Origin of the sequence: Epilithonimonas sp., assembly GCF_032054305.1 — a bacterium.
Lineage (GTDB): Bacteria > Bacteroidota > Bacteroidia > Flavobacteriales > Weeksellaceae > Epilithonimonas.
On sequence record NZ_DAMBSX010000008.1, the window covers coordinates 92538 to 105704 of the forward strand.

At 36.2% G+C, this 13167-nt stretch carries 14 protein-coding genes; 7 read left to right on the plus strand and 7 right to left on the minus strand.

Annotated elements, in window-relative coordinates:
- Positions 1-23: 23 nt before the first annotated feature.
- The 7 genes from RTX21_RS16560 to RTX21_RS16590 all read right to left on the minus strand — a co-directional run bounded on the left by RTX21_RS16560 (position 24) and on the right by RTX21_RS16590 (position 5830).
- Positions 24-494, minus strand: a complete 471-nt coding sequence (locus RTX21_RS16560; RefSeq protein ID WP_312769416.1) for a DUF6973 domain-containing protein — start codon at positions 492-494, stop codon at positions 24-26.
- Positions 495-588: 94 nt separating this feature from the next.
- Complete coding sequence (gene accD, locus RTX21_RS16565; RefSeq protein ID WP_312769417.1) at positions 589-1446, minus strand: acetyl-CoA carboxylase, carboxyltransferase subunit beta; 858 nt, start codon at positions 1444-1446, stop codon at positions 589-591.
- A gap of 87 nt (positions 1447-1533) precedes the next feature.
- Positions 1534-2601, minus strand: a complete 1068-nt coding sequence (gene fbaA / locus RTX21_RS16570) for a class II fructose-bisphosphate aldolase (protein ID WP_312769418.1) — start codon at positions 2599-2601, stop codon at positions 1534-1536.
- 105 nt (positions 2602-2706) lie between these two features.
- Entirely contained in the window at positions 2707-3579 is an 873-nt protein-coding gene (locus RTX21_RS16575; protein ID WP_312769419.1) for an NAD kinase, read from the minus strand.
- A 3-nt stretch (positions 3580-3582) separates the two neighbouring features.
- Complete coding sequence (locus tag RTX21_RS16580; protein ID WP_312769420.1) at positions 3583-4236, minus strand: CBS domain-containing protein; 654 nt, start codon at positions 4234-4236, stop codon at positions 3583-3585.
- Positions 4237-4406: 170 nt separating this feature from the next.
- Positions 4407-4946: an RNA methyltransferase gene (locus RTX21_RS16585; RefSeq protein WP_312769421.1), complete on the minus strand. Its 540-nt coding sequence runs from the start codon at positions 4944-4946 to the stop codon at positions 4407-4409.
- A 2-nt stretch (positions 4947-4948) separates the two neighbouring features.
- The gene (locus RTX21_RS16590) at positions 4949-5830 is read right to left on the minus strand and encodes a bestrophin family ion channel (RefSeq protein WP_312769422.1); all 882 of its coding nucleotides are present in this window, start codon (positions 5828-5830) and stop codon (positions 4949-4951) included.
- A 184-nt stretch (positions 5831-6014) separates the two neighbouring features.
- Between RTX21_RS16590 and RTX21_RS16595 the strand changes: the two genes are divergently transcribed.
- The 7 genes from RTX21_RS16595 (at position 6015) to lysA (ending at position 13143) form a co-directional block, all read left to right on the plus strand.
- Entirely contained in the window at positions 6015-7547 is a 1533-nt protein-coding gene (locus RTX21_RS16595; protein ID WP_312769423.1) for a helicase HerA-like domain-containing protein, read from the plus strand.
- An 11-nt stretch (positions 7548-7558) separates the two neighbouring features.
- On the plus strand, positions 7559-8209 hold the full coding sequence (locus RTX21_RS16600) for a hypothetical protein (protein ID WP_312769424.1): 651 nt from the start codon (positions 7559-7561) through the stop codon (positions 8207-8209).
- Positions 8210-8223: 14 nt separating this feature from the next.
- A complete protein-coding gene (locus RTX21_RS16605; protein WP_312769425.1) occupies positions 8224-9447 on the plus strand; it encodes a 3'-5' exonuclease in 1224 nt (407 codons plus the stop codon).
- Positions 9448-9486: 39 nt separating this feature from the next.
- Positions 9487-10341 carry an AraC family transcriptional regulator gene (locus tag RTX21_RS16610; RefSeq protein ID WP_312769426.1) on the plus strand — a complete coding sequence of 285 codons (855 nt, stop codon included), beginning with the start codon at positions 9487-9489 and terminating at the stop codon, positions 10339-10341.
- Between the two features lie 84 nt (positions 10342-10425).
- The gene (locus RTX21_RS16615) at positions 10426-10842 is read left to right on the plus strand and encodes an OsmC family peroxiredoxin (RefSeq protein WP_312769427.1); all 417 of its coding nucleotides are present in this window, start codon (positions 10426-10428) and stop codon (positions 10840-10842) included.
- Between the two features lie 33 nt (positions 10843-10875).
- Positions 10876-11634, plus strand: a complete 759-nt coding sequence (locus tag RTX21_RS16620; protein ID WP_312769428.1) for an alpha/beta hydrolase — start codon at positions 10876-10878, stop codon at positions 11632-11634.
- 309 nt (positions 11635-11943) lie between these two features.
- Positions 11944-13143 (plus strand): diaminopimelate decarboxylase, encoded by a 1200-nt coding sequence (gene lysA, locus RTX21_RS16625; protein ID WP_312769429.1) that lies wholly within the window; start codon positions 11944-11946, stop codon positions 13141-13143.
- The last annotated feature ends 24 nt before the right edge of the window (positions 13144-13167 follow it).

Below are 13167 nucleotides of genomic sequence, written 5' to 3' on the forward strand. Positions count from 1 at the left end.
AGACGCTCAATCGAGCGTCTTTTTTATTCTAAATATATCAAGATATCTTTATCAACTTCTTCGTCCACAGATTTTATCAAAACGCCATTCTTAGTTCTTTCCTGCAATTCCTTAATAAAAAAACTACTTTCAAAAAACTGACGATGGACGCCAGGAATCAAACTCATAAAATAATCCATCCCAACTCTATTATTATGAAGGTCCATTTTGGTTTCCAAAGGCTTGTTTGGGAAAAGGTTTTCGTGCATATTCGTTAGTTTCTCGCACCATTCTAATGATTTTCTTGGCGAAGATACTTTGCAGAAATACATCATGATCAAACAACACCAATAAGCGTGTCTGAAAGCGTTCCCTTCGCCATTATTAGAGTTGGTTTCAGGATATAATTCTTTCGCTTTCGCAAAGGCTTTAAAGCTTGCGTAAGTGTATAAAATGGCGAACAAAGGATGCATCAATCCAATAGAAAAAACCTTCAACAGTTTTCCAAAGGTCAATGATTTTAATGTTCTAAAAAATATGCCTATAAATCTCATCAATAAAAAACTCTCCCAGATTTTGAGAGAGTAAATTTTTAGTCAAATAATTTGATTAATGATATTCGTGGATCAAAAGTTTTACCGCTCTGGAAACCTGTTGCTTGATTTCGGTTCTTTTTACAATGAAATCAACAAAACCTTTTTCCTGCAAGAATTCTGATGTCTGGAAACCTTCCGGCAGATCTTTACCAATAGTTTCGCGGATAACTCTTGGACCAGCAAAACCAATCAATGCGCTTGGTTCCGCAATAATAAGGTCAGCAGTCATTGCAAATGAAGCTGTGATTCCACCAAAGGTCGGGTCGGTCAAATAAGCAATGTAAGGCAAACCGGCATCAGACAGCTGAACCAACTTGGCCTGAACTTTTGCCAACTGCATCAATGAATAAGCCGCTTCCTGCATTCTTGCTCCACCCGATTGGCAAATGATCATATAAGGCAGTTTGTTATTGATACAATAGTCAATAGCTCTTCTGATTTTTTCTCCCATTACAGAGCCCAAAGAACCTCCAATAAAAGCAAAGTCCATACAAGAAACCACCATTTCTACACCGTTTACTTTTCCGGTTGCATTTCTGATAGAGTCTGTTAGTTTTGTTTTTGATTTCACTTCCTTCAGACGGTCTGTGTAAGATTTTGTATCCTTGAATTTAAGAATATCAACACTTTCTACATCCGCATCCAATTCCTTGAATTTATGGTCATCAAAAAGCATATCAAAATATTCTCTGCTTCCGATTCTTACGTGGAAACCATCTTCCGGTGACACGAAATTATTAGCTTTGAGCTCTTCTGCTTCTATGATTTTTCCAGTCGGTGTTTTATGCCAAAGCCCTTTCGGAACATCTTTTTTGTCTTCTGTGGACGTTGTAATGTTTTGGGTTTTCCTTTTAAACCAATCAAATGCCATTGATATAATTTTAGATTTTAGATTTTAGATTATAAAAATTAAGCATCGATGACATTTAAAATTTATAATCTAAAATTTATAATTTAATTAAAGTGTATTAATATTGTTCAGGTCTTCAAAAGCCTGCGTCAATCTCTTGATATACGTTTCTTCTCCTTTTCTTACCCAAACTCTCGGGTCATAGAATTTCTTGTTTGGAGCATCTGCGCCAGTTGGATTTCCAATCTGATGTCTCAGATATTCAATCTGTTCTGTCATATAATCTCTGATTCCTTCTGTGTAACCGAATTGTAAATCTGTATCGATGTTCATTTTCACAACACCGTAACCGATTGCTTCACGGATTTCCATCAACGTAGAACCTGATCCACCGTGGAATACAAAATTCACTGGCTTGTCTCCCGTTCCGAATTTTTGCTGAACATATTTCTGAGAATTATCAAGAATTTTTGGAGTCAATTTAACGTTTCCTGGCTTGTAAACACCGTGTACGTTTCCGAAAGCCGCTGCAATAGTGAAATTGTCAGAAACTTTTTTAAGGATTTCGTAAGCGTATGCTACTTCTTCCGGCTGAGTATAAAGTTTTGAGCTATCGACATCAGAGTTGTCAACACCATCTTCTTCACCTCCAGTAACACCCAATTCGATTTCAAGAGTCATTCCCATTTTGTTCATTCTCTCGAAGTATTTTGCAGAAACCTCTAGGTTTTCTTCAATTGGCTCTTCTGAAAAATCTAACATATGAGAGGAATAAAGAGACTTTCCGTTTTGTTTGTAAAATTCTTCACTCGCATCCAGAAGTCCGTCTATCCAAGGTAATAATTTCTTAGCACAATGGTCTGTGTGAAGGATAACTGTCGCACCATAAGCTTCAGCCAAAGTGTGGATATGTTTTGCACCAGCAACAGCACCAAGAACCGCAGCTCTTTGTCCGTCGTTGTTCAGTCCTTTTCCTGCGTTAAAGACAGAACCACCGTTTGAAAATTGGATGATAACAGGTGCATTCAGTTTTGCAGCAGTTTCCAAAGTTGCGTTGATATTACTTGAACCAATCACATTAGCTGCAGGAAGCGCAAACTGCTTCTCCTTGGCATAATCAAATATTTCTGTTACTAAAGAACCAGTGGCAACTCCTGCCGGAAATTTTCTGCTCATTTCTATTATATTTTTTAAGATTTTTTGGACTGTAAAGCTACGAAATTATTAACAATTCAAATTTCATTTTTACAAATCCTATGTTATAGATAGTAATTTTTGTTTTTAATTTCGTTTATCATTTCCCCAAAGCAGTTTTTGACGAATTGTTTCGTAGAAACTGAAATTTTTTGGTTTGATGAGAAATAATGAAAATTCAGCTTTTTCAATTAATATTTCACTTCCAACTTCCACATGATAAAGTCTAGAATCCAAAGCCAAAGTATATTCGGGAACGCGGCTTTTCACGGTCAATTTTATTTTTGCGTCGTCTTTCACGATCAATGGACGGACATTCAGATTATGAGGTGCAATCGGTGTGATGACAAAATTATCATTCGCAGGAGAAATAATTGGCCCTCCACAACTTAGAGAATATGCTGTAGAACCTGTCGGCGTGGAAACAATCAATCCATCACCCCAGAAAACATTCAGGAAATCATTATTAATATAAGATTCGACGGTAATCATCGAGGTTGTTTCTTTTCTCGAAAGACTGACATCATTCAAAGCAAAAGGAAAATCGATGTTGGAATTGCTGTCCGTTGTGATCTTGATCACCGAACGCTTACTGATATTATAATTTTTTTCGAGAATGATAGAATCCAGCTCATCGAAGATCTGATCTTTTCGGAAATTCGCCAAAAATCCCAATCGCCCTGTATTCACACCGATAATAGGAATTTCCAAATCCTGGATAAAAGTCAATGCGTTGAGAATTGTCCCGTCACCACCAAAACTGAAAACGATATTGACATTCTTATTCTTAAGTTCTTCTTTACAGGAAAACGTATCGAATTCCTTAGAAAAATTAAGTTTCTCGGCCATTTCCGAATGAAGAACCACAGAAACATCTCTAAGTGCCAGTTCAGAAATGAATTTATTGAGATATAAAAACGTATCAAGGTCTTTTTTTTGAGAATAGATAGCTGCCTTCATAAACTATATTTCCAAAAATTTCTGAAAGAACCCGAAACGGTCTTTCAACAGTTCTTCTTTCTCGTCGTCATAGTGCTTGTTGATAACATTATAACCATATCTCTCAAAGGTTTCGTCTATTGAACTTAGGTTCTCATTACTGATCTTAAGCGTGATCTCTATGCTGTCTTCCTTTATCGCGCTGATAAAAGTTCCATAGATCTTCGCATTGTTACTTTCCACGATCTGAGAGATCTCTGTCATGGAATAATGCAAACCGTTGGTCTGGATCGTAAGGATTGCACCATTCTCAGAAAATAAAGGATACTTCGAAAACTCATTAAAGATATCATCACAGGAGATATAACCCAAATACTTTTCTTCTTTTGAAATAACAGGAATTACGTTGGCATTGAAAGTGTGGAAAAGCTTGATGCTATCGAGCAGACTACTATCTTCAATGATTGCAAAGCGTTCGTAATGGATATTGAGGCTGTCCAATTTCCCTTCCGGGCTGTCTTCCAAAAAAGACTGGCTGAGCCCTCCGAGGAAAACACCTTTGCTTACTATAAAAACGTGGGAATAACCAAACTCCTTTGCAACCTCAGAAGCCTCTTCTATAGAATCTCTGTTGCTGAAAGCAGGGTAATCTTTGGAAATGTAGTCTTTTATAAACATTATGCTAATTTACAAAAAATCCTCAGCCACAAAAGATTTTAAAGTTTTTTATAAAATTTTACAAAAAGTATTGCTTCGTATCAAACAAAAAATATATCTTTGTCGCCTTTCATTTTTACTTTTTATTAGATTTATTTCAAACTGCAGCACTTCTGGTGCTTGCAGTTTTTTTATTTTCCAAGGCTAAGATTCTTCGCAAATTCCCAAATAACAATTCCGCCACAAACACTTACGTTCAGAGAATGCTTGGTTCCAAGTTGCGGAATCTCAAGAAAAGTATCAATATTAGGTAGAGCTTCATCACTGATTCCATCGACTTCATTTCCTAGAATCAAAACGTATTTTTTATTTGGATTTATTTCAAAACCGGTTATCATTTGACTTGATGAAGTTTGCTCAATTCCGATAATTTCAAAATTTTCTTTTTTAAGATTGTCGATTGCAACATTAATATCTTGTTCATAAACCCAGTCCACACTTTCGGTTGCACCAAGCGCTGCTTTATGAATTTCACGATGAGGTGGCTGAGGCGTGATGCCACAAAGCACGACTTTTTCAATCAAAAAAGCGTCGCCAGTTCTGAAAATCGCGCCAACATTGTGCATACTTCTCACGCTGTCCAAAATCACAACCAAGGGAATCTTCGCTGTTTTTTTGAAAGTCTCTACATCTATTCTTCCTAGCTCTTCTAGTTTCAGTTTTTTTGTCAAAATCAGGCTTTATTTAAAATTAAATCGATATTTCTCTCGATGTTTTGTGCGATAGATTCCATCGGGATATCATTTTCATCGTTGTTGAACGGGTCTTCTATTTCTTCCGCAATCAGTTCCAAACTCATTAAAACATAATAGACGAACATCGTGATCGGAATCATAAAAACGCCGAGATTCACAACGTTAGCGATCGGCAAAGCCATCACGTAAAAAACAATAAACTTCTTGATGAAGGATGAATATGAATAAGGAATTGGTGTGTTTTTAATTCTTTCGCAACCTCCACAAACATCCAGAAAACCTGAAAGTTGGGCATCAAGAAATAACATCTCCGTATCAGAAATCTTATTTTCTTTTTTGAGTTGATACAGTTTTTTGGTCAATAAAAAAACCAATTCTGCAGGTCCGTGATGTTTCAGTTCTTTTTTAAGGTCGGTAAAATCCTCATCCAAAACCAATCTTGTTGATTCTTTGGAAAGATGTGTTGCCAGCAAATGAGGAAAAAACTTAAGATATCTTGCAATCTGATTTTTGGTTTTAACATCTTTATCATCCAGAATACTACTTATCTTGATCATAAAATTCCGACTATCATTGACTAGTTTTCCCCAAAGTTTCCGCCCTTCCCACCAACGATCATACGCTGTATTGGTTCTAAAAACCAAAAGCAGGGACAAAACAAATCCTAATAAAGAGTGAATCAATCCAATATTAATAACGGACGATTTGGACGTCAAATGCAAATATTCTACTTCCAAATAATAGATGCCGTAAGAGTAAGCTCCTACGAGAAGCATTGTTGGAAAAAGGATACTCAGTGTGTCACTTTTATGGAGACTGATGAGTATTTTGAGGAAATTTTTTGTGTTGTAAGCGCGCATACAAAAAACATTTGATGACAAAGATAATCGATATCAGATAAAATCCTGTGATAACTTTAAAAACCTATTTTAATCCAATCAAAATATTTAATAATTAAGAGTTTTTAAAGAATATTATAATTCACTCAAGTTTTAAATCGTTTCTGAAAATTATTTTTAAATTTAAGGATTGAAAAACCAATCGATGTCAAATAAAGAAAAATTCATAACCGACCTGAACGCCAAATATAATCCGAAAGGCGAACACATCATTCTCGGAAAAGGAATGCTGGACGGAGAAGTTATTACAGAGGTCAATGTTTCGATTCCTCTGAAAACCGTCAACAGACACGGATTAATTGCCGGAGCAACCGGAACCGGAAAAACCAAAACACTTCAGGTTTTTGTAGAGCAATTATCTCACGCAGGAATCCCGACTTTGGTAATGGACATCAAAGGCGATTTATCTGGAATTGCCGAAGCCGGAACAGAAAATGACAACATCAAAGACCGATATTCTAAAACACAATTGCCATATTCACCACAGAGTTTTCCGGTAGAACTGATGACAATTTCTGGTGCGAAAGGTGTAAAGTTGAGAGCAACGGTACTGGAATTCGGACCTATTTTATTGAGTAAAATCCTTGGTCTCAATGACACGCAACAAAGCATAATGTCCATTGTTTTCAAATATTGTGATGATAAAGCTTTGCCTTTGGTTGATTTACAGGATTTGAAAAAAGTGTTGCAATATGTGACTGATAATCCGATTGGTAAAAAAGAATTGGCCGACAATTACGGCTCGATTGCTCCCGCTTCTTTGGGCGCCATTCTTCGCTCGATTGTCGCAATGGAACAGCAAGGCGCAACAACTTTCTTCGGCGAGCCAAGTTTTGAAGTGGATGACCTTTTGAAAACTAGAGACGGAAAAGGTGTTGTGAATATTTTCAGAGTCGATGATATTCAGAATAAGCCTAATCTTTTCTCGACGTTCATTTTATCATTATTTGCCGAGATTTATATGACTTTTCCAGAAGAAGGCGACAGTGGAAAACCAAAATTAGTTCTGTTCATTGATGAAGCGCATTTGCTTTTTAACGAAGCTTCAAAAACTTTGCTTTCCCAGATTGAAACGATGGTAAAATTGATTCGTTCCAAAGGCATTGGAATCTATTTTATTACTCAAATTCCGGGTGATGTTCCGGAGAATATTTTGAGCCAATTGGGTTTAAAAATTCAGCACGCTTTGAGAGGTTTCACGGCGAAAGACAGAAAAGAAATCGATAAAGCGGTAGAAAATTATCCAACGACAGAATTCTACAAAGCCAACGAGTTAATCCAAAACCTGGGAATCGGAGAAGCTTTTGTAACCGCATTAGACGAAAAAGGAATTCCAACGCCCCTGGTTCAAACGTATTTGATTTCGCCTGAAAGCAGAATGGATATTTTGACCTCATCAGAAATCGATGAACTAACAAGAAATTCTGACCTTGTCAAAAAATACGAGCAAGACATCGATAAAGAAAGCGCTTACGAAATCCTTAATAAAAGAATCGAAGAACATACTCAATCCGTGATTTCTACTCCAACAAGAGGAAGGGCTGCACAACCAAAAGAAGAGCAGGGAATGTTTGAGCAGGTCATCGAAAGCCGAGCCGGAAAAACCTTTCTGAATACTTTGGCAAGAGAAGGCGCGAAGTTTATTTTGGGAATGTTCAGTATGAAGAAGAGGAGATAAAATAGTGATTGATGGACTACAAACTGATTGAAAAAATACAGACATTTTTGCCCTTGGGTTATTTATATCTTATTATTTTAGGAATACTGAGAGATGGTGTTTTTTTCTATATGCTAGGAATTAATTTTCTAAAATATTCTTCAATAATGGACATTTTGATAAGTCCTATTGCAGAATTGACTTCTCAGCCCATCATTTTATTGACGGTAACTTTAATGATTATAGGATTCTTTCTTTATTATAATTTTCTTGCCAAAAACAGTCACAAAAAATGGGTTCGGGATTCTATCGTCATCAAAAAGTATCTTAAAAAAAATCCTGATTCAGCAGATAGCGATTTGAAAACTCACATCAAGAAACAAGCTTATTTTGCTGTGGCATTTATGATTGCCTCTTTCTTTCTTGGAGGCGGTTTGGGAATGGGTATGACCGCAAAAGACAGAATTGTCAACAATAAAATGAAAATTAAGCACAGAATAACTGATGATTCCGGAAATCAAAAAGATATTTATCTTATAGATTCCAATAGTGCCTATTTTTTTTATGTTGAGAAAGGACGTAAGACAGTTACAATAGTTCCGGTTGGTTCAATTAAGAAAATAGAATTGATTAACAACAAAATGTTTGAGAAAGGAAATCTCTCAAGTTTCTTAACTTTGTAGAACGAAAAATGTAGATGTATTCAGTAATAGACATAGAAAGTAACGGAGCACCCTTTCGAAAAGAAAGTATTATAGAAATTGCCATTTATCGTTTTGACGGTCATGAGATTACAGACCAGTTTATCTCACTCGTGAATCCTGAAGCGGAGATTTCTGCCTTCGTACAAAAACTGACAGGAATTACTCAAAAAATGGTGATTACTGCCCCAAAATTCCACGAAATTGCCAAACGTGTTGTCGAAATAACCAAAGATTCTGTATTAGTTGGTCACAATATAGACTTCGATTACAGGATGCTTCGCCAATCGTTCAAACGTCTTGGTTACGATTTCACAATCAATACTTTAGACACAATTCCTTTAGCTAAAAATCTGATTCCGGATGAGAAAAGTTATTCCTTAAGCAAACTTTGTAAGTCAATCGGCATTCCTCTCAGTGAGGCCCATCGTGCAAGCGGCGATGCAAGAGCGACTTTGGATCTGTTTAAATTATTGATTATCAAAGACAACAACAACGAAATAATCCAGTCACAACAGGAAGAAAATCTGGAGAAAGATTACATTAGCAAAGTTCAGATTTTGACAGAAGATTTACCAAATGAAAGAGGAATTCTATATTTCCAAAACTCGGATGGTAAAATCATCAGTTCTGATGTGGTGGAAGACCTTTACAAATCTGCCAGGAAAATTTTTGATTCTGATAAAGCTAAATATAAAAAAATCCAGGAAGAGACAGAAAAAATCTCCTACGAGCTCACAGGAACCGACCTCATCGCAAAACTCATGATGCAGAACAAAGGCATCCAAAAAAGACAACCATTGACTTTCGGATTGTTTTACAGAAAGAACAAATATATTCTTGAGAAAATTAAACTTCAGAAAGATAAACCTTTGCTGAAATTCAAGAGTTTTACACAAGGTCTAAAAGCCATTAATTACATCAAATCCAAAGAAGAGCTTAAAGATTTTATTGAATTCACCCAGAAAATCAATCTCAAAGGAAGAAATGAAATCTGGTCGTCATCCGGAAGAATTTTGGGCGAAAAATCGTTTTTGGTTTTGGAGAAAGGTAAATTAATTGGGTTTGGTTTTTATGAATTACACCATCAGATTCAGTCTTTGGAGAAAATTAAAAAACTGATGTTGCCTGTTTCGAGATTCACACAAGAGCTTCAAAACGATTTGCAATTGGCTCTTTTGAGAAATGAGTTTGAAGTAGCGGAATTGCCGAAGAATTGATTTAGATATTTAAAATATCAATTTATAATTATCATTAAAATGGTAACAAGCCACAAAAAATACGACCTGTTAGATAAAACTTTTATAGAAATATTAAAGTTCGATTCGCCATTCAGGCACGAGATGCCGATTGCTGAAAATGCTTGTTTTCATTATATGTTGCGGAATGATCTGCAGTACACTATAGACAATAAAGTAGAAAATATTCCTGCGCAGGAATCTATTTTGCTCAATTGCAGGAACATTGGAAATACGATGGTAAAAGTGGGCGAGAAAAGTAGCAATGAGATTCTACTGATACACTTCCATCCGGAAATTCTAAAAAAAGTGTACGACAGAGAGTTGCCTGCCATCTTACAGAATCCGAAAAACACCATTACCCGAAAAACGAGCGAACACATCAGCAATGATTTTCTCATCAATAAATATATAGAAGGTCTTTTGTTTTATTTTGAAAATCCAGCATTGGTGAATGATGATATTTTGATTCTTAAGTTAAAGGAAATCATTATTCTGCTCTCACAAACCAAGAATGCGGAAGCCATTCAGGTAATTTTATCGCAGTTATTTTCGCCTATTATTTATACTTTCAAACAAGTTATTGAGGCCAATATTTTCTCGCCGATTACTATGGAAACGCTGGCAGATTATTGCAACCTCAGCTTATCGTCCTTTAAAAGGGAATTTGCAAAGCTCTATAATGACACGCCTGCCAATTACATCAAAACCAAACGGCTGGAAAAAGCCAGCGAACTTCTCTTAAAAACGGATAACCGCATTACCGACATCGCCTTTGAAAGCGGTTTCAATGATTTGGCCAATTTTACCAAAAGTTTTCACGATAAATACAATGTTTCCCCCTCCAATTTTCGATTGAACCAAATCGACAAATAATTGAACTTTTCTACAAAATACTTTTCTTTTTTGCATCGCATCTTTGTACTGTCAATAATGGCAAACAATTTAAAAGATAAAAAAATGAAACGTACAGCAAATGCACATTGGGCAGGAAATCTAAAAGAAGGAAAAGGAAATCTATCTACACAAAGTGGAATCCTCAACCAAACCAACTACAGTTTTAAAACCCGCTTTACCGGAGAAGAAACTGGAACTAATCCGGAAGAATTATTAGCAGCAGCACATGCAGGTTGTTTTACAATGGCCGTGAGTGCCATCTTGACAGAGAAAGGTCTGAGTCCAAACACATTGGACACACAAGCTACAGTATCAATGGAAGGCTTGAGCATCACAGCGGTGCATCTCAATATCACAGGATCTGTATCTGGAATTACAGCGGAAGAATTTGAAGCGATTACCAAAGGTGCAGAACAAAATTGCCTTATCTCAAAGGTTCTCAATATTCCAATCAGTTCAGAAGCGCATTTTATCGCTTAATTCAAATAAACAAATCCATTAAATTTAAATAAAATGAAAACAATAAAAAACTTCGCTCTTTTAGTATTAATGCTATTCAGCACTATAATTTTTGCACAACTGAAAACAGATGAAAAACCAACCATAATTTTCGTACACGGAATTTGGGCAGACGGCTCATCTTGGAGTAACCAAATCACTGCATTGCAGGCAAAAGGATATCCAGTAATGTCGGTTCAGAACCAAGTGGCTTCACTCGCAGGTGATGTAGAAGCTACAAAAAAAGCCATCAGTCTGGCAAAAGGGAAAGTGATTTTGGTAGGACATTCTTGGGGAGGAATTGTCATCACTCAAGCAGGAAATGATCCGAAAGTGGCCGGTTTGGTTTATATCGCTGCATTGGTACCAGATTTAGGAGAATCCATTAGCAGTTTATCTGCGACTGGCAAACCAAATGATTTAGGAAAATATTTGGTTCCTGTTGATGGCACATTATATTTATCAGAAGAAGGCGTGAAAAATGCTTTTGCCCAAGATTTACCACTGGCACAACAAAAATTTATCTATGCTACACAAACGCCGGGAGCGCAAACCGTTTTTGGAGAAAAAAGTGGTGAGCCTGCATGGAAAACAAAACCTAGCTGGTACGTGGTAGCCAAAAGCGACAGAAGCATAGACCCAGACCTTGAAAGAACAATGGCAAAAAGAGCAAAATCAAAAATCACAGAAATAGAAGGTAGTCATGTGGTAATGCTTTCGCATCCAAAAGAAGTTTTGGGAGTTATCGAAGATGCTATCAAATCTCTGAAATAATTAAAGTTTAAATCGTAGAAATACCATTTCTGAAGTGATTGTCATTCCTTAATGGTATTTTATTCTAGTAGAATTTCCTTCTCCAAATAAAAAATAAATTAAAACATTGCAGGATTTATAGATAAACTCTAATTTTGCGAAAAATTTTAACAAAAGCAATGCAATATTTTAAACAAAGCAAAATCGGGAAAAAGGGAGCTGTAAGGTTCTCTAAGGTTTGGAATGTATAAAGAGTTGCGTGCATAAGATATCTATTGCGGCAGACTCTTTTGATAAAGAATCTGCCTTTTTATTTTAAAAATCTACCTTATGACAAATCAGGATTTGCTAAGTATAGCAAAAGAATTCGGGACACCCGTTTATGTTTATGATGTTAATTCGATACGCGAACAATATGAAAAACTGACTTCTTCTTTCTCGAAGAACACACGATTTTTCTACGCAGCCAAAGCTTTAACCAATATCAACATCCTGAAATACGTCGAAAAGTTAGGTGCTTCTCTTGACTGTGTTTCTATCAATGAAGTGAAATTGGGGCTGAAAGCTGGATTTTCAAATGACAGAATCCTTTTCACACCGAACTGCGTTGACCTTGCAGAAATTGAGGAAGCGATGTCTCTGAATGTTCATATTAATATCGATAATATTTCGATTCTGGAACAATTTGGGAACAAATTCGGAGGTTCTTATCCGATTTTTGTAAGAATAAATCCCCATATTTTTGCCGGAGGAAATTATAAAATTTCTACTGGACATATCGATTCCAAATTCGGAATTTCTATTCACCAACTTCGTCACATCGAACGTGTTATGAAATCGACCAACATCAATGTTGAAGGTCTTCATATGCACACTGGAAGCGAAATCAAGGATACTGATGTTTTTATCCAAGGTCTTGAAATCATGTTTGAATTGGCAGAACATTTCCCAAATCTGAAATATCTGGATATGGGAAGCGGTTTCAAAGTTCCTTATCAGGATGGCGACTTGGAAACGGATGTAAAATCTTTGGGAAAAAAAGTGAATGCCGCCATCAAAAAATTCGAGGAAGAATCCGGGAAGAAGTTCCAGCTTTGGTTTGAGCCTGGAAAATTCTTGGTGAGTAAAAGCGGACATTTTTTAGTAAAATCAAATGTTATCAAACAAACAACAGCAACAGTTTTTGTAGGTGTTAATTCCGGATTCAATCATTTGATTCGTCCGATGTTCTACGATTCTTATCACATTATCGAAAACCTATCCAATCCAAAAGGTCCGGAAAGAATCTACACTGTGGTTGGAAATATCTGTGAGACAGATACTTTTGCTTGGGACAGAAAAATCAATGAAGTGAGAGAAGGTGATGTGATTGTCTTCAGAAACGCTGGAGCTTATGGTTTTGAAATGAGTTCGAATTTTAACTCAAGATTGAAGCCAGCAGAAGTAATGTTCTTGGACGGAAAAGCACATCTCATCAGAAAAAGAGATGAATTTGAAGATTTATTAAAAAATCAGATTGAAGTTTTGTAATTTGTTGCTAATCAGAATTATTTT